We start from the raw sequence: 16,930 nt of genomic DNA on the forward strand, positions 1-16,930 counted from the left end.
TTGGCCGTGCGTACGGAGCGGTGTGCCCAGCCCGCGGGCGTTGTTACGTTCCCATCATGCGCCCATAGCGGGGCCACCATGCGGGGCCGTCACAGTGACGCGCATGAACACGAGCATGCGTACGCGCGGTCAGTTGGGCGCGCGGCGGCGGGTGCCCGCCGTACTCCTCGCCCTGGCGGCCTCCGCCACCCTGGCCGCCCCCGGCGCGGCGGCCAGCGACGGACCATCGCGCGCCAACTCGCCGACGTCGACTCTTCGGTGGGGTGCCTGTCCCAAGGCGGACCCGCCCTATCCCGACCCCAGTCCGAGGGCGCGGTGCGCGACGGTCAAGGTGCCGCTGGACTGGTCGAAGCCCAAGGGGCCCAAGATCGGCATCTTCGTCGCCCGCTACCGGGCCACCGACCCCGCGCGGCGGATCGGCGTCCTGATGTCGAACCCGGGCGGCCCGGGGGCGCCCGGAGCGGATGACGCGCTGTACGCGGACGATCCCATCAGCGGCTACGAGCCGGCCATGCTCCGACGCTTCGACATGGTCGGCTTCGACCCGCGCGGCATCGGCCGCAGCCAGGGCGCCCGCTGCGACGAGACGATCAGGGACGCGACCCCGTCCCGCCCGGCCAACGCGGCTGAGTTCGCCCGACTGCGGGCGCTGAACGGCCGGTTGGCCGACAGTTGCCTCCGCGAGACGGGGCCGCTCGCCGCGCACATGGACGGCGAGAGCGTGGCCCGCGACATGGACGCCATCCGCGCCGCCCTCGGTGAACACCGGATCAGCTTCATCGGCCACTCGTACGGCACCTTCCTCGGCGAGCGCTACGCGCGCCTGTTCCCGACCCGTCTGCGCGCGCTGGCCCTGGACAGCGCGATGGACCCGGCCAGGCCGAACGCCGAGCGCTACCTCACGGACGGCAGCGTCACCACCAACAACACCCTGAAGCGGCTCGCGGCCTGGTGCGAGCGGGACGCGGCCTGTGCGCTCAAGGGGCAGAGCGTGACGGCCGTGACGGATGAACTCTTCGCCCGGGCGGACGCGGGCACCCTCCGCGAGCCGGGCCCGAACGGGCCGACGTCGGTCCCGGTGGACGCGGACCGCCTGTCCGACTTGCTCACCTTCGCGCTCGGCAAGGGCAGTCAGGAGGAGACGGCACGCCAGTTGGCCGCCCTGCGCACCGGCCGGGGCGAGGTGCACTGGGTCCCCGGCGGCTCCTCCCTCGAGACGCAACTCGTACTGTGCCGGGACTACGACTTCCGCATCCGGGACTACGCCGAGTACCGGGCCATCCGCGAGCGGGTCGCCAAGGCCGCCCCGCACGTCCGCTACAACGCCCAGGCCCTGGACGCCGTCCTCGGCTGTCAGGGGTGGACCATGCCACCGCTGCCCCAGCCCGCCCGGGCGAAGGGCGGCCTTCCACCCGTCCTGGTGGCCAACGCCACCCACGACCTGGCGACCCCGCTGCCAGGCGCGCGGCGCATGGCGCGCTCGTACCCGAAGGCGACCCTGCTCACGGTGGACGTCGTGGCGCACTGGCTCTACCGCAGGGGCGGGACCCAGGACACGATGCGCGCCATCGACGCCTACCTGACCAGCCGCGAGGACTGAGACCGCGGCGCACGGCCCGGTAGGGCCGGCGCTGGCGACGACGCGGGCGCCGGGCGCTTCGGGGCCCGCGTCGTCGTGCCGGGCGGGACCCGCGTCGCCGCGGACGGCCGGTCGCCCGCCCCTACGCGGCGAACGGGCCGTCCGCGGCGAAGACGCGGGCCGCGAAGCGCTCGCCGACGCGGCGGTGGGTGGCGGCGTCCGGGTGGAGCGCGTCGGGCAGCGGCAGTTCGGCGAAGTCCGCCTCGCCGTAGAGGAGTCGGCCGTCGAGGTAGTGCAGGTGCGGGTCGTCGGCGGCGCGCTGGGCCACGATGCGGGCCAACTCGTCCCGGATCACGTTGAGGGTCAGCTTTCCGCCGGCCCGCTCCGCCGGGTCGCCGGTCGCCGCGAAGCGCAGCTGCCCCGTGGCGAGCGAGCTGTAGTCGGGGGCCGCGGGGCCGGGAGTGTCCTCGTGGATCGGACAGAACAGGGGGGAAACGACGAGCAGCGGCGCGGTGGGGTGCCCCTCGCGGAGGGTGTCGAGGAAGCCGTGCACCGCCGGGGTGAAGGCGCGCAGCCGCATCAGGTCGGTGTTCACCAGGTTGATGCCGATCTTGACGCTGAGCAGGTCCGCGGGGGTGTCCCGCATCGCGCGGGCGGTGAAGGCGTCGAGCAGCGCCCCGCCGCCCAGCCCCAGGTTGACCAGCTCCACGCCGCCGCGCGCCGCGGCCAGCGCCGGCCAGGTGGTGGAGGGGCTCGCGGCGTTGGAGCCCTGGCTGATCGAGGAGCCGTGGTGCAGCCACACCCGGCGCGTCGGGTGTGTCGCGGGTTGCGCGGGCGCGTTGGTGCGCAGGGCGACCAGGTGGGTGATCTCGTTGTGCGGCAGCCAGATCTCGACGTCCTTCAGGCGGTCGGGCAGGCCGGTGAACCGCAGGGTGCCGACCGGACCGGGCCGGGTCTCGCGGGACCCGGTGGCCATGTCGATCAGCAGGGTGTTGCCGCCCGTGACGCTGGCCTGGTCGGTGAGCTGGCCGTCGATGAGCAGGTCGTACACGCCGTTCGGGCGGGGCGGCGCGCCCTGGTAGACGTTCCTGGTGGGGAGGGCGTCCAGCTCGATGGCCGTGGCCCGGCTGCGGAACGCCAGCCGCACGCCGGACGGCTGCGCCTCGGCCATGGCCAGTTGCCCGTCGGCGCACTGCGCGCGGGCCCGGGCCGGCAGCCGGTGCGGCAGCACGCCGTCCGCGGTGTGCTCCAGGTCGAGCGCGCCCCGCACGAGGTCCGCGCTGAGGGGGGTGGTGATCCAGTCGCCCGCCCGCGGCGTGGCGGCGGGCTCGGCGGAGGGGGTGGACTCGCTGTTCATGCGCCCAGTCTGCCAACCACGGCGCTGGTCCCCGGCCCGCGGCCCCGCAGGCCGGGGAACGCGCCTGGCCGGGCCCCGCCGTACGGAGGGGGTCCGGCGGCGGCTCAGGCCGCCAGGTGGTGGCCGAAGAAGTCGACGAGCCTGGTGACGGCCGGGCCGACGTACTCGCTCCGGTCGTACAGGTCCACGTGCGTGGCGCCCTCGATCACGAACAGTTCGGCGCTGTCGCCCGCGTGCGCCACCGCGCCCTGGCTGAAGGGCAGCGTCTCGGCCCGTGAGCCGGCGATCATCAGCAGCGGTCGCGGAGCGATCTTGTGGACGTCCGCGTACGAGTCGTACTGGTCCAGCTTGTCGACGCTGCGCAGCACCCACATGCCGGTGGAGCGCGGGTGCTGGGCGCGTGGCGTCCGGTAGTAGTCGTAGAACTCGCGCGCGGCGGCGGGGGTCGACTCGTCCACCGCGTCGGGCAGCGCGCTGACCAGCGTCGCCGGCCTGCCCGCCGCCTCCTCGCCGCGCAGCCGCCCGGCCTGCTCGACCATGGCCGCGAAGCCCGCCGGGTCCGCGGCGCGGAAGAACTCCGTCGCGTCGGCGCCACTGACGGTGGCGACCGCCTTCATGCGGTGGTCGGTCTGCGCGGCGTACGGAACGTAGCCCCCCGAGGCGCAGATGCCCAGCACGCCGATCCGCTCGGCGTCGACGTCGTCCCTGGTCGTCAGGTAGGACACGGCCGCCCGGAAGTCGTCGGCCCGCTGGAACGGGTCCTCCAGGCCGTGCGGCTCGCCCTCGCTCTCGCCCTGGTACGCGGCATCGAAGGCCAGCGCGACGAAGCCGTGGTCGGCCAGGTGCTGGGCGTACAGGCCGGCGGTCTGCTCCTTCACGCCGGTCATGGGGTGGCCGACGACGATGGCCGGTGCCGGCCCGGTGGCCGGGGTCTCGGGGGTGTACAGGTGCGCGGCGATCTTCAGCCCGCTGCTGGGAAAGGTGACGTTCGTCCTCATGACCGTGGCCTCTTCCTTCGTCGGAGAGTGGAGGTACGTGGTGACGGAAAGCGGTCCGCTTCCGCGACGGGATTTCCGCCTTCCGGTGGCCCGACTGACGAGTACCTTTCAGCGGCCACACAATCGACGTTCACACGCGCCGACGGCCCGCACAATGGCCCTCTCGTGGACCCGGACACGGCTGTCCAGGGACAGCGCCGGCCCCCTCACACGCGTGGCGTTTCCTGCGAGACTTGTGTCATGAGCGGTGACGCGCACTCGAACGAGCTGGGGGAATTCCTCAAGGCCCGCAGGGCCGAGGTGAGCCCCCGGGAGGCGGGGCTGCCCGACGCGGGGTCGGGGCGCCGGGTCAGGGGGTTGCGCCGGGAGGAGGTCGCCCTGCTGGCTTCGATCAGCCCGGACTACTACACCCGCCTTGAACAGGGCCGTAGGCAGGCGTCCAGCCCGGTGCTCAAGGCTCTCGCCGAGGTGCTGCGCCTCACTGAGGAGGAGCGCGGCTACCTGTTCGAGCTCGCCGGCAAGGACGCCGCCCGCCCTCGTCGGATGGCCGCGCGGCGGGTGCGGCCGCAACTCCGGCGACTGCTTGACGACCTCGCCACGAGTCCGGCATTCGTCCTGGGCCGGGGCATGGACATTCTCGCGTGGAATCCTCTGGCCGCCGCGCTTCTCACCGATTTCGAGGCGGTGCCGGAAAAGCGGCGGAACTACGTGTGGCTGCTTTTCCGTGACCCCTCTTTCAGGACGCTCCACGCGGACTGGGAACGCATGGCCCGCAGCGCCGTGGCCATGCTGCGCAGGGAGGCGGGACGGAATCCGCACGACCAGCGCATGGCGAGCCTCGTGGGTGAACTGTCCATGCGGGACGAGGATTTCCGCGAATGGTGGGGCGACCACCACGTGGCCGTGCGGAGCGGGGGCAGCAAGGTGCTCCGTCATCCCGTCGCCGGCGAACTGACGCTGGACTGGGACGCGCTCGCCTGCGTCAGCGACCCCGACCAGCAACTCGTCGTCTGGTCCGCCGAGCCGGGCACGCCCTCGCACGACGGGCTCCGCTTCCTGGCCTCCTGGGCCGCGAGCGCCGACCACTCGGCCGCCGAAAGCTAGCCGTTCCCCTCCTCGCTCCTCCCCGCAGCCCCACCTGCGCCCCTCGCCCCCGGCACCGGCTCACTCCGTCCGGGGGCGTCGTCCTGCCCGTCCGGGCTGCCGTTCCACTGCCCCGGCCGGCCGCTCCGAGGGGGCCGAGGTGGCGCCAAGGGATAACCGCACGCGGCCAGTTCGGCGGCGGCGTACTCTTCGGATGAGGGGCGCGCTCGCGCTCGTGTGGAGTGGGGTACGGGCGGGTGCGGGGGCGGCGCGGGGGTGTGTTCGCGGTGTGGCCCGTGGGGGCGGTGGGCGGTCGGTTGAGTCGGTGACCGCGGCGCCCTGTCGGCCGTTTCGTCGCCGCCGACGAAAGAACGTGCGAGGGGTCAGACGATCCCTCTATGCTTCTACAGTTGTGTAGAAACGCGGAGTCTGGAGGGGCGCCACTGTGCGGCGCGAACGGGGGGTACGGGGAGGGCGCGGCGCCGTGGCGGGTGCCGTACGTCGCCGCCTCCGCCGGTGCCCGACGGGGATGCGGTGGGCCGGGTGACGGGCGGGCGAGGGGGTGCGCTCGGGCGCCCGAGGCCACGGCGAACGCGCCCCAATGCGCCGGTCACTCGGAAACCGTCGCCGGGGCGCGGGGTGGGCCGGGGCCTGGCGGGGCACGCACCGGGTGGGAGCCCGGTGCGCGGTCGAAGCCCGTGCGGCCGGGTGCCCACGGGCGCTGCTCGCGGTCGCCGAACTGGCAGTGGAGCACCCATCGTTGTCCCGCGACCGCGTGCGGCGTCGCGTACCCGCCCCCGTCACCCATGTGAAGGAGAACGCCGCGATGGTGTTCACGAAGGTGCCTGCCCCTCTCGGCCGGGGCGGCCCCAGTCTCGACGCGACCCTCATGCCGAAGGCCGCGCTGCCCGGCGGCAGTCTCACCGGCCAACTCCAGTTGCTGGGCGGCAACGCCGACTGCGACATCGACCGTCTCACCCTGGAGCTGGTCGCCCAGGTCGGCGCCGCGCCGGGGGCGGGCGGGTCCGCGTCGGAGGCCGTCTGCGCGCGGTTCACCCTGCCCGGCAGCTTCCGGCTCGGCCGGCGCGAGCAGCGCAGCCTCCTCTTCGACGTACGGCTGCCGTGGGAGACCCCGGTGACCGAACTGTCCGGGGCGGCGCTGGACGTCACGCTCGACGTGCGCGCCGAACTCACGGCGACCGGGACCAGGGGCAGGAGCGACCTGGTCCCGCTGCGGGTGGCCCCGCTGCCCGTCCAGGACTCCCTGCTCGCCGCGCTCGACCGGCTCGGCTTCGGCTTCCGCTCGGCCAGGCTGGAACACGGGCTGATCCACGGCACCAGTCAACGCCTCCCGCTGTACCAGGTCATCGGGCTCCACCCGGCCCCCCGTTACGCGGCGGTCATGCGGGAGTTGCAGGTGACGTTCCTGGCCAACCCGGGAGGCGTGGAGGTCATCCTGGAGGCGGACAAGCCCGACGGCCTGTTCGCGCACGGCCACGGGTTGCTCAACCGACACCTCGTCAGCCACGGCGACGCCGACCGGCGCGACTGGGACGCCACGGCCGAGGTGTGGGTGCGCCAGATGGTCGCCAGCCACGGGCACCACAGCCTGCCCGCCCCGTCCGACCCCGGTGCCACCCGTCGACGCGCCCGGCCGGGACGCCAGGGCGCCGAGCCCGTCCCCTCGACCGCCACCGCGACCGACCACGGTCCCGGGCCCGTTCCCCCGGCCGACGAGGGTGCCGGCGACCCGCTGCGGGGCGCGGCAAGCGCGAAGCAGGCGCCGCTGGGCGAGCCCGCGACGGACGTGCCGCACGACGGTTCGCCCGCGCAGCGGGGCGCGGTGACGGCCGCGCCGGGCGAGGGTGCCGGCCAGGCGTGAGCGCGGCGGAGGGCTTGCCGGGCTAGCGGTGGACGGGGGACTCGGGCGGTCCGGAACGGGGAAGGGTCGGCCGGGGCTCAGGTGTGGCGGGGGCGCAGGGCCAGCGGTCGTGCAGGTCGTCGATGACGAACTCGTGCGTGTGCCGCCAGCCGCCGCCCGCCGGCTGGGCGTCGGCCAGATGCGGGTGCCCGTGCGCCAGCGTGGTGTGCACGTGCGGCAGGTACGAGGTGTCGGGCGCGGGCCACAGGCGCCAGGCGGCGAGCGCCGCGCCCAGCGCCACCGCGCCCAACACCAGCGCCACCACGGCCAGTCCTGCGGCCGTCCCCAGCCACCCGGCCACCGGGTAGGTGAGCAGCCAGCAGCCGTGGGCGAGCGAGAACTGCGCGGCGAAGGTGGCGTTGAGGTCGGCGGCGGAGGCCGAGCGGCGGATCAGCCGGCCGGTGGGGGTCATGATGACCGACTCGGTGACGCCGAACGCGCACCAGATCACCAGCAGGACCGGCCACTGCCACGCGCCGGTCCCCGTCCGGGTGAGGGCGGCGAGGGCGAGCAGCAGCGCGGCGGACGCGAAGGCGGCGGGCAGCATCAGCGCGTGGTCGCTGGCGCGGCGCAGCAGCGTGGGGAGCAGCAGCGCCGCGGCGATGGAGCCCGCCCCGTAGGCGCCGAGTGCCACCGGGACGTCGGACGTGGCGCGCCCGAGGTGGTCGCGTACGTAACCGATGGTGTTGACCATGACCATCGCGCCGCCCGCCGCGATCGCCAGGGTGAGGGCGAGCAGCGCCCGTAGCCGCGGCGTGGCCAGGAAGACGCGCGTGCCGCGGGTGATCCGGGCCGCGAGCCCGGGGGTGCCGTCGGCGGGGGCCGCCGCGGGCCCCGGGAGGGCGGCGGACAGGACGAGGGCGGCCGAGCCGAGGAAGCCGGTCACGGTGCCGAGGAAGAGCCAGTCGTAGGTGATCCGTGACAGCAGCGCGGCGGCCAGCAGCGGGCTGAACAGGACCTCCAGGTCGTAGGCCAGGCGCGACAGGGACAGGGCGCGGGTGTAGTCGTCCTCCACGGGCAGCAGTCGCGGGATCAGCGACTGGAAGGCCGGCGTGAAGGTGGCCGAGGCCGCCTGGAGGACGAAGATCAGCGCGTAGACCTGCCAGACCGCGTTCACGAACGGCAGGACGAGGGCGACCGCGGCGCGGACCAGATCGGCGCTCACCAGCAGCGGGCGCGGCGGCAGTTGTCGCGCCAGGGCGCTGATCAGCGGGGCGAGCCCGACGTAGGCCACCATCTTGATCGCCAGTGCCGTGCCGAGGACCGATCCCGCGTGTGAGCCGGCGAGGTCGTAGGCGAGCAGGCTCAGCGCCACGGTGGCCAGGCCGGTTCCGACGAGCGCGATGACCTGCGCGGTGAACAGGCGGCGGTAGCCGCGGTGGCGGCGTAACACGGACAGCATGGCCTTCCCTCCGCCGGTGGCCGGTTGCTCGCCCGTCAACTCTAGCCATCATGTGCGCAAGGGCGCACGTGTTGGCATGAGGTGAAACCGCGGCGGTGGGGGCAGGAGCCGGGGCCGGTCGCCGTGCCCTCGAACGGAGCTGCCGCGCCCGCCAGTTGGGCTCGGGCTCGCCGCCGCGCGGCGGCGGTCGGTCGGTGGCGCCCGGTCGGTTGGGGCGGCGAGCGGTCGAGCAGCCGAGCCGTCGAGCCGTTACGCCGGGCCCGGCGGGAGGTGGACGGTCATGATCAGATGGCAGGGTTCGGTGCCCGAGCCGCGGTAGGCGTGCGCGTGGGCGGCGTCGAAGGTGGCGGTCTGTCCGGCCGCGACCGGGTGCTCGACGCCGTCCACGACGAGCACCATGCGGCCGGCGGTGACGCTGATGGTCTCCGCGACGCCGGCCTGGTGGGGGTGGCTGGGGTACTCCTCGCCGGGTTCCAGCGTCCACCGCCAGACCTCGGTGGGCGCGGGCCCGCTGGTGGTCAGCATCAGCCGGGCCTCGCCGCCCCGCTCGCCCTTCCACAGGGGCATGACGGCGTCGGCGCTCACCACCCGGACGCGCTGCTCGTGGCTGCCCTCCATGAGCGCGGAGACGGAGACGCCGAGGGTGTCGGCGAGGCGGACCAGGGTGGCGAAGTTCGGGTTGCCCTGCGCCCTCTCCAGGGCGACCAGGGCGCCCTTGCTCACCTTGGCGCGGCGGCCCAGTTCGTCCAGGGAGAGGCCGGCGCGGGTGCGGGCCGCGCGGACGTTGTGCGCGAGCGTCCGCAGCGCCGCCTCGGTCTCGGCCATCGCTGTCGCCCCTTCGGTCGGCGGATCGGAGCACCGCACCGTGCGGTCGTTTGATGGAGACCTTCGGTCGTTACGTTGTACGGTGTGGTCGTTCCACTGATAGTAAGGGAAGTGCCGCCTGTGATCGCTCTGCTGCTGGCCCTGGGCAGCTCCCTGGCCTACGGATGCGCCGACTTCCTCGGCGGTCTCGGCGCCCGCAAGGCCCATGTCCTGCGCACCGTCATGATCGCGGCCCCGGCCTCGCTCACCGTCGAACTGCTGCTGTGGCCCTTCCTGGGCGCCTCCTTCGCCCCCGCCACCCTCGCCTGGGGCGCGGCCTCCGGCGTCGCCTCGGCCGCCGCGTTCGCCCTGCTCTACCGCACGCTGGCGATCGGGCCCATGAACGTCCTGTCCCCGGTGACCGCGCTGGTCTCGGCGATGCTGCCGGTCGGCGTGGGCCTGGTGCAGGGCGAGCACCTGGGGCTGACCGGCTTGGTCGGACTGCCGCTGGCGCTGGCGGCGGTGGTGCTGGTCAGCGCCGGGCACGGCGCCGGAAGGGCGCGGCCGTCGCGTACCGCCCTGCTGCTGGCCCTCGGCGCCGGGGCCGCCATCGCCCTGCAACTGGTCTTCCTGCACCAGGCGCCCTCCGACAGCGGCGTCGGCCCGCTGATCGTCGGCCGGGCCGTGTCCTCCGCCGTCACCCTGGCCGCCGCCGGGGTCATGTTCCGGCGGCTGGGTCCGGAGCGGCCCGCGTACGCGATCTCGGCGGCGGCCGGCATGCTGGACTCGGTCGCCAACCTGCTGTTCCTGCTCGCCGCGCGCAGCGGTGACCTGGCCGTCGTCGCCGTGATCACCGCCCTGTATCCGGCCGGCACCGTCCTGCTCGCCCGCGGCGTCCTGGCGGAGCGCATCCACCGAGGCCAGTGGGTCGGCCTGGGCGCCGCCGCCGTCGCCGTCAGTCTCCTCGCCCTGACCTGACCACTCCCGCTGGGTGGCCGAGGTGGGCGCGGCCGGCCGGTCGCTGGCGCATTACCGCCCCCCGGGTTTCTACAGTGCTGTAGATTTCGAGGTCTTGTGGGACGCGACGCCTCGACGGGAACGGTGAAGGCTCGCGGAGAACAGCACAACGGAAGGGCGGACGCGGCAGCTCCGCCCACGACCCGGGGGAGCACCATGACGAGCGCGCCCGAGCTGCGCGGCGAAGACCGGGCCGACTTCGACGACGTGCTGCACCGGGCGTTGGCCACCACGGAGATGCGTACGCGGCTGCGTCGTGGCGTCCACACCACCGCCCTCGCCGACTGGCTGCGCGAGCGCGTCGAGGCCAGCCGGTCGGAGATCGCGGCGAACGCGGCGCCGGAGTACGCGCGTTACCTCAGCGCGCGGGCCGACGCCGGCGGGGGCTCGGCCGCGATGCGGCCCCGCCGGGTGCCGCCGGTCGGCCGGTGGGTGCGGGCGCGCCGCAGGCTGCTGCCCGCTCTCGCCGTCCTCGCCCCGCTGCTGGCCAGCATGGCGGCCGTGGTCTTCCTGCTGCTCGGCCACGTCCTGGAGGTCGCGGACGCGGTGCCGGAGACGGCCGACGCGCTCGTACGCGCCGGCTGGACCGCGGCCGTGATCGCCGTGCTGACCGGGGCGGCGGCGCTGGCCGGCCTCCTCGTCACGGCCCTCCGACACCGCTCCATACCCCGGCCGGGCCCGGACCGCGCGGCACGCGCCTCCGCCGTGGACCAGGCCCGGGAGACCTGGCAGCGGGCCCTGTTGGAGCGCGGCATGCTGCCCTTCCTGCGGGCCCGACTGGCCGAGCGCGAACAGGCGCGACCGGGGCGGCGGACCGACCGCCGCCCGCAGCGCCCGCGCATCGGCTACGCCAGCCCGGACTACGCCAGCCCCGGTTGCGGCGGCCCCGAGCGACTGAGCGGCGACGCTTCCATGCCCCGCGCGGACCGGCACGACGCCGGCGCGTGAGGGCGCCGGCGCCACGGTGCGCCCACCCCGCCGGATAGCGCCGACTCCGCGTCGCCCGTCCCGTCCCGCCGCGTCCGCCGGCCACCTCGCGCGGCGGTGCTACGTCCCTTTCGCACGCCGCCTGGCGGGGCGTCGGCCCCGGTTCGCGTACGGACGGCGAAGTGCGGAAAACCGCACCACAACGGCGCGTGTCCACTGAGTGGCGAAGCGCCGGGATGAAGAGGGGGCGACGCCCGCCGCCGATACGATGACGCCCAGATCTCAACGCCTTTCGCGGGGCGTCGTGCCGCGCCTTTTCCGGGGCTCCGGCGGAGCGCACCGCATGGCTCCCCGCGAGGTGCCACCGCGAAAGGCCAGGGCGCTGGAAAAGAGCGGACGACCGCCTTCCCGACGGATTCCGGACGGCTTTCCGTACGTGTTTCCCACCCCGTGCCCCGCATCGGCGACCTGAGTTCCGGAATTTCCGCGCTAGGAGGAGCTGCTTTGTCGACCTTTGTCATCTTCGACCTCGAATTCACCACGTGGCCCGGGGCGCTGGGGCAGGACTGGGCGGCGCCGGGGCAACTCCGGGAAATCGTGCAGATCGGCGCCTTACGCCTGCGGGACGACCTCACCGTCGCCGAGGAGTTCGAGGTGCTGGTGCGTCCCGTGGTCAATCCCGAGCTGTCCCCGTACTTCACCGGCCTCACCGGCATCACACAGGAGGAGGTCGACCGGGACGGGCTGTCGCCGGCCGCCGCGCTCGGCGATTTCCTCACGTTCTGCCGCGGCCAGTCCGTCCTCTCGTACGGCAACGACATGGTCGTCCTCGGGGAGAACGTGGGTTGGGCGCGTGCGCGTGGCGAAGAGGTGAAGAGCGGATTTCTCGCCGCCCACTTCCTCAATGTGCGCCCCTGGGTGAACACCCTCGCGCCGGCGACCGCCGAGGCCAACGTGGGCCGCCTGTGGAAGGTCCTGGGGCTGCCCAAGCCCTTCGCCGGCGAGGAGCACTCGGCGCTCTTCGACTGCTATTCCTTCGCCGCGGCCATCAGGCACCTGTACGCCGGCGGCGCCACCCTGCCCGCCGGCTGCTTCTAGGCTCGCGAGCCGCGCCCCGCCCCGTTCGGCGACCGGGCACACGGCCTCCGGGCGGGGCGTATCGATCGCTGGCCCCGCCCGTCGCGCTGTATTGATGTTCATCGAATCAGGGCGCATGCTGACGAGGGCGGAGGCGAAGGTTTTCGGCCGTCTGTGGGGTCCGCCGGCCGGTGGTCCGGTTGGCCGTTCCGGGGTTCGCACGGCCCGACAGGCGTGCCGCCTCCGGCGCCGCCCGTGCTGTACGACGGAACGTCATCACTCTTTTGGAGGGGCCATGTCCCGCATCCAGCTCGCCCTGCGCGTCGCCGACCTGGAGGGCTCCATCGCCTTCTACTCCAAGCTCTTCGGCGCCGAGCCCGTCAAGCGCCGCCCGGGCTACGCCAACTTCGCCATCGCCTCCCCGCCGCTCAAGCTCGTCCTCATCGAGGGCGAGCAGGGGCAGCCGACCGCGCTGGACCACCTGGGCATCGAGGTTTCCGAGACGGCGGAGGTCACGGCGGCGGCCGACCGGCTCAAGGAGGCCGGCCTGGCCACGTTCGAAGAGAACGACACCGCTTGCTGCTATGCCGTACAGGACAAGGTGTGGGTGCACGGCCCGGGCCGCGAGCCGTGGGAGGTCTACGTCGTGAAGGCGGACGCCGACACCCTCGGCGCCAGCGCGACGTCATCCCCTCAGGCGCCCGTGGAGGCCGAGTCGAACCCGCCCGCCGCGGCGGAGGACGCGCACCCCATGGCAGGCCCCACCGCGAGCGCCGGCGCGGCCTGTTGCGCCGGCGCGGCGGACGCCGGCTGAGCCACGCGCCGTCGACGCGACCCACCCCGGCGCACCCCCTCGACACGCCCCGGCGGCGGACCGCCCGGGCACGGCCGCCCTGGCCCCGCGCCTCGCCAAGGCGCTCGCGCGCGCCACTCGGCTGTCGCGACCCGCCGCCGGGGCGGCCGGATCGCCGGGGCGAGGCGGTGTCGGTTGGTCCTACCGTGGGCGCGCGGTGTCCGGGCCCAACGGTCGTTCGAAGACCGTACGCAGCACGATGGTGGTGCTCGTGCTGCGTACCGACGGGATCGCCCGGATGCGGTCCAGGGACTCGGCCAGCGCGTGCGTACCGGACACGCGCACCTTGAGCCAGTAGCAGTCCTCGCCCGCCACCTCGTGCACCTCCAACACGCAGTCCTCGTGTTCGAGCCGCTTGTTGATCTGGTCCTTCGCGTCCTGGTTGGGCTCGAAGCGCACCGCGACGAAGGCCGCCGTGGTCGCGTCGACGCTCGCGGGATCGAGCTCCGCGCGGTACCCGGTGATGACGCCGTCGCGCTCAAGGCGCTGTAGGCGCTCACGAACTGACGGCTCGGACAGCCCGACGATCCGCGCCAGCGCCCGGATGGTCTGCCGGCCGTCCGTCGTCATCGCCCGAAGGATCGTCCGATCAATGTCATCCAGCTGTCGTGTCATAGTGACAACTTGCCCTCCGTGGCGGATCAACTTACCCTCGCATAGCCATACTACGTAGCTTGCCTTAGTAAATGAGGCCAGATGCTCACTGAGCCTAAGTTGACGTCTACGCGCCGCTCCCTCCTACCCTGGCTGGCCCTGGTCACGGTGTGGGTCGTGTGGGGGTCCACGTACCTCGGCATCCAGATGGCCGTCGACACCATCCCCCCACTACTCATGGCCGGTTTCCGCTATCTCATCGCGGGCGTGGTGATGTACGCGATCGTCGCGCCGCGCCACGCGAGCGGGGCCAATCGGCCGACCAAGTTGCACGTACGTTCCGCCCTCGTCGTCGCCGCCCTGATGCTGGTCGGCGGCAACGGTCTGCTCAGCGTCGGTGAGACCACCGTGGACTCCGGCCTCGCCGCCCTCATCGTGGCGACCGTCCCGGTCTGGATGGTCCTGATCAACGCCGCGGTGACCAAGACGCGGGTCACCCTCACCATGACCCTCGCGCTACTCCTCGGCACGGTGGGCGTCGGCGTCCTCGTGGGCGGGCCGGGCGCCGACGTGGACACCGGCGGCGCGATACTCGTCCTCATCGGGTCGCTGTGCTGGGCGGCCGGGTCGGTCTACGCCCGCAGCGCCTCGCTGCCGCCCCACCCGCTGGTGGTGGCCTCGCTGGAGATGGTGATCGGTGGGGTGCTGCTGGTCGCCCTCGCCGGAGTCAAGGGCGAGTTCGGCGAGTTGGAGCTCGCGAACGTCTCCACCGAGTCGATCGTCGGGTTCCTGTGGCTGGTCGTCGCCGGCTCCATGCTCGCCTTCACGGCGTACGGCTACGCCAACGCGACCCTGCCCAACGACACGATGGCCACCTACGCGTACGTCAACCCGGTGGTCGCCGTCGCGCTCGGCACCCTGCTCGGCGAGGAGGAACTCAGCCCGAACCTGCTGCTCGGCGGGGCCGTCATCGTCAGCGCGGTGGTGCTCATCGTCGGCGGCAAGGCCATCACGCGACGCATCAAGGGTCGGGGAGCCCCGCCCGGCGACTCGCCCGGGGCGTCGGCCGCCGAAGCGCCGGATGCCGAAGCGGCGGATTCCGAAGCGGCGTCCGATCCGGCCACCGAGTCGTCCGTGCCGAAGGGTTCATCTCGGTGACCCCGCGGCGCGCCGTGCCCGCCTCGGTTGCCGTTCCCTGACCGGGCGCTGACGGAACCCGCTCCAACCGGGCGGGCGTTGGCCGGGCGCGACCGGGTCGGAGGCGGCCCGGCGCACTCGGCCCAGGGGAGCCACCGTCATGGCGTACGGGGGCGGGCGGGTCCTCTCGGCCACCGGAGCCGAGTCGTCCGGAACCCGGAGCGGCCCTGCTGGACCTTCGCCGACCCACACCGGCCGGCCACCGCGCGCGGGCGCGGTGACCGGCCGGTGGCCTACTTCCTGACCCGGTAGCGCAGGTGGGTGACGCCGCCGCCGTCGATCACGGTGCTGGGCCCGTCGAACCGCACCGGCACGGTGCCGAGTTCGCCGAACAGCGTCTTTCCGCCACCCAGGATGACCGGTACCAGCGCGACGCCGACCTCGTCCAGCAGGCCGGCCGCCAGACACTGCCGGGCCATCTCCCCGCCGTTGACCGCGACGTCCTTCTCGCCGGCCAACTCCCGCGCCCTGGCCACCGCCGACTCGATGCCGTCGGTGACGAAGACGAAGTTCTCGTCGTCCTCGGGCCGGTCGTCCGGGCGCTGGTGGGTGAGCACGACCGTGGTCACGTTCATCGGGTGGCGCCCGCCCCAGGCGTTCGTCATGTCGTACAGGCGCCGGCCGACGACCAGCGCGCCGGTGTTCGCCCACTCCCGCCTGAGCAACTCGGCGCTGGCCGCGGAGACGCGGAGCGGCGGCACGTCGGGGCTGGCCGACGGGATCTCGACGTCACCGTCGCCGTACCACTGGAACAGCAGGTCGAAGCCGCTCTCCTCGGGGCCGGCGATGTAGCCGTCCAGGGACATCGTGGTGGCGCCGGTGGTGACCTTGCTCATGTCGTTCGTCTCCTTCGCACGTTCCTGGCGGGTGCCGTAGCGGGGACGTGGCCGGGATCGGGTTCTCGACATCCTGCGCCGAAGTTTTTCTCGCGGGCGCGGCGCACGGCGGTGTGGGCCCCGGTCGCCGGCTCAGTAGTGGCGGATTCCGGTCAGCAACGTGCGCGACCACGGGGCGTCGACCTCGTCCGCGCCCATGGCGATCAGCGCGTCGCACAGGAACCCGCGGGCGAAGAAGCGCTGGATGTCCTCCTCGCCGGCGCCGGAGACCGCTCGCACGTACTCGACCTCGCGCGCGTAGGTCGCGCGGACCGCGTCGCCGATGGCCGGCTCGCTCGCCGCGCACTTGGCCTGCAACATCACCAGCAACAGGTCCTTGTCGGCGACCAACCGCGCGTACGCGTCACCCAGCGCGTCCAGCACGCTGGCCGGATCGCTGCTCGTCGCCCGGGCCGCGGCCTCGGCGAAGGCCGTGCGCATCCGCGTCGAGCAGTGCTCGATCACGGCCACGAACAGGGTCTCCTTGTCGGGGAACAGCCGGTACACGTATGCCTGGGAGATGCCGGCGGCCTTGGCGACCTCGCCCGTCGTCGTGCCGTAGTACCCACGGGCGGCGAACGCGCCGACGGCGGTCCGCAGGACCGTCTCGCGCCGTTCCTCCGCCGTCGAAAGCTGGCGCCCAGCCGGCGATCTCGTCATGTGACTACTTAACCACTGAGCGCCCGGCGCGCCAAGCGAGGCGCCGGCCGGGGGACGCCCAGGGGCCGTGCTCGGCGGGCGCCCGGCCAGGTCGGCGCGGTGGTGGGGAGCGCGCGGGGGCGGGGCGGCGCGAGGTACTGACCAATCACTCAGAGGGCTTCGAGCCTGGTCGGGTCCCCTTCCGGGCCGCGCTCGTCGGGTTCGAGGCGCGCGCCACCGTCAGAGGGTGAGGTGGGGGGCTGGCCGCGCGGGCGTCGACGGGAGGCGGCGCCGGTGGCGGCGTGGCCGGGGTGGCGTACGGGGCCTCGGCGGGTCTGTGGCGCGCCATCCTTCCTTCGGGGCAGGGAAGCGGGTCGACGCGGTGTGAGCGCTCGCTGGCGCGATCGGGCCTACCGGCCTCTACAGTGTCGTCGATTCTGTGACCGTGGCCGACGGAACGGAACCGGAGGAACGCCGTGGCGGCCCTGGCGACCCGAGTTCCCCGACCCCAACGACGTACGACAGACCCCGCGATACGTAACGGTGTTGTCCCGCGCGCGGCGGTGTCGGTGCGGCGTCCCGGCCACGTCGGCCGCGCCGGAACGGA

Annotated in this window: 15 protein-coding genes; 8 read left to right on the forward strand and 7 right to left on the reverse strand. The window is 73.7% G+C overall.

The genetic code is table 11. The features are described from left to right. The first annotated feature begins 103 nt into the window (after positions 1 to 103). Positions 104 to 1,600 (forward strand): alpha/beta fold hydrolase, encoded by a 1,497-nt coding sequence (locus H7H31_RS29595; protein WP_232110138.1) that lies wholly within the window; start codon positions 104 to 106, stop codon positions 1,598 to 1,600. Between the two features lie 121 nt (positions 1,601 to 1,721). On the opposite strand, the gene H7H31_RS29600 is transcribed toward H7H31_RS29595, so the two are convergent. Next, positions 1,722 to 2,936: a GDSL-type esterase/lipase family protein gene (locus H7H31_RS29600; RefSeq protein WP_187118159.1), complete on the reverse strand. Its 1,215-nt coding sequence runs from the start codon at positions 2,934 to 2,936 to the stop codon at positions 1,722 to 1,724. A gap of 104 nt (positions 2,937 to 3,040) precedes the next feature. Next, on the reverse strand, positions 3,041 to 3,934 hold the full coding sequence (locus tag H7H31_RS29605; RefSeq protein ID WP_187118160.1) for an alpha/beta hydrolase: 894 nt from the start codon (positions 3,932 to 3,934) through the stop codon (positions 3,041 to 3,043). A gap of 240 nt (positions 3,935 to 4,174) precedes the next feature. Here H7H31_RS29605 and H7H31_RS29610 point away from each other — a divergent pair, with 240 nt between their 5' ends. Both H7H31_RS29610 and H7H31_RS34685 read left to right on the forward strand, forming a co-directional pair. Next, positions 4,175 to 5,038: a helix-turn-helix domain-containing protein gene (locus H7H31_RS29610; protein ID WP_187118161.1), complete on the forward strand. Its 864-nt coding sequence runs from the start codon at positions 4,175 to 4,177 to the stop codon at positions 5,036 to 5,038. Between the two features lie 805 nt (positions 5,039 to 5,843). Then, on the forward strand, positions 5,844 to 6,899 hold the full coding sequence (locus H7H31_RS34685; RefSeq protein ID WP_187061612.1) for a sporulation protein: 1,056 nt from the start codon (positions 5,844 to 5,846) through the stop codon (positions 6,897 to 6,899). A 22-nt stretch (positions 6,900 to 6,921) separates the two neighbouring features. On the opposite strand, the gene H7H31_RS29620 is transcribed toward H7H31_RS34685, so the two are convergent. Next, positions 6,922 to 8,340: an MFS transporter gene (locus H7H31_RS29620; RefSeq protein ID WP_187061613.1), complete on the reverse strand. Its 1,419-nt coding sequence runs from the start codon at positions 8,338 to 8,340 to the stop codon at positions 6,922 to 6,924. A 249-nt stretch (positions 8,341 to 8,589) separates the two neighbouring features. Further along, positions 8,590 to 9,165, reverse strand: coding sequence for a helix-turn-helix domain-containing protein (locus H7H31_RS29625; protein ID WP_187061614.1), 576 nt, complete (start codon positions 9,163 to 9,165; stop codon positions 8,590 to 8,592). Between the two features lie 120 nt (positions 9,166 to 9,285). Between H7H31_RS29625 and H7H31_RS29630 the strand changes: the two genes are divergently transcribed. The 4 genes from H7H31_RS29630 (at position 9,286) to H7H31_RS29645 (ending at position 12,979) form a co-directional block, all read left to right on the forward strand. Further along, positions 9,286 to 10,122 carry an EamA family transporter gene (locus H7H31_RS29630; RefSeq protein WP_187061615.1) on the forward strand — a complete coding sequence of 279 codons (837 nt, stop codon included), beginning with the start codon at positions 9,286 to 9,288 and terminating at the stop codon, positions 10,120 to 10,122. A gap of 195 nt (positions 10,123 to 10,317) precedes the next feature. After that, positions 10,318 to 11,109, forward strand: a complete 792-nt coding sequence (locus H7H31_RS29635; RefSeq protein WP_187061616.1) for a serine/threonine-protein kinase — start codon at positions 10,318 to 10,320, stop codon at positions 11,107 to 11,109. A 483-nt stretch (positions 11,110 to 11,592) separates the two neighbouring features. After that, positions 11,593 to 12,186 carry a 3'-5' exonuclease gene (locus H7H31_RS29640; RefSeq protein WP_187061617.1) on the forward strand — a complete coding sequence of 198 codons (594 nt, stop codon included), beginning with the start codon at positions 11,593 to 11,595 and terminating at the stop codon, positions 12,184 to 12,186. Between the two features lie 274 nt (positions 12,187 to 12,460). Continuing rightward, positions 12,461 to 12,979 carry an ArsI/CadI family heavy metal resistance metalloenzyme gene (locus H7H31_RS29645; RefSeq protein WP_187061618.1) on the forward strand — a complete coding sequence of 173 codons (519 nt, stop codon included), beginning with the start codon at positions 12,461 to 12,463 and terminating at the stop codon, positions 12,977 to 12,979. Between the two features lie 180 nt (positions 12,980 to 13,159). Here H7H31_RS29645 and H7H31_RS29650 read toward each other — a convergent pair whose 3' ends face one another. Then, positions 13,160 to 13,633 carry an Lrp/AsnC family transcriptional regulator gene (locus H7H31_RS29650; protein ID WP_261801408.1) on the reverse strand — a complete coding sequence of 158 codons (474 nt, stop codon included), beginning with the start codon at positions 13,631 to 13,633 and terminating at the stop codon, positions 13,160 to 13,162. Positions 13,634 to 13,714: 81 nt separating this feature from the next. Here H7H31_RS29650 and H7H31_RS29655 point away from each other — a divergent pair, with 81 nt between their 5' ends. Then, a complete protein-coding gene (locus H7H31_RS29655; protein WP_187061619.1) occupies positions 13,715 to 14,770 on the forward strand; it encodes an EamA family transporter in 1,056 nt (351 codons plus the stop codon). A gap of 272 nt (positions 14,771 to 15,042) precedes the next feature. Here the strand turns inward: H7H31_RS29655 and H7H31_RS29660 are convergent, their stop codons facing one another. Together H7H31_RS29660 and H7H31_RS29665 are read right to left on the reverse strand one after the other, a co-directional pair. Continuing rightward, a complete protein-coding gene (locus tag H7H31_RS29660; protein ID WP_187061620.1) occupies positions 15,043 to 15,645 on the reverse strand; it encodes a dihydrofolate reductase family protein in 603 nt (200 codons plus the stop codon). 132 nt (positions 15,646 to 15,777) lie between these two features. Continuing rightward, positions 15,778 to 16,344, reverse strand: a complete 567-nt coding sequence (locus H7H31_RS29665) for a TetR/AcrR family transcriptional regulator (protein WP_187061621.1) — start codon at positions 16,342 to 16,344, stop codon at positions 15,778 to 15,780. Between the last annotated feature and the right edge of the window lie 586 nt (positions 16,345 to 16,930).

Source organism: Streptomyces buecherae (genome assembly GCF_014295035.1).
GTDB classification, from domain to species: domain Bacteria; phylum Actinomycetota; class Actinomycetes; order Streptomycetales; family Streptomycetaceae; genus Streptomyces; species Streptomyces youssoufiensis.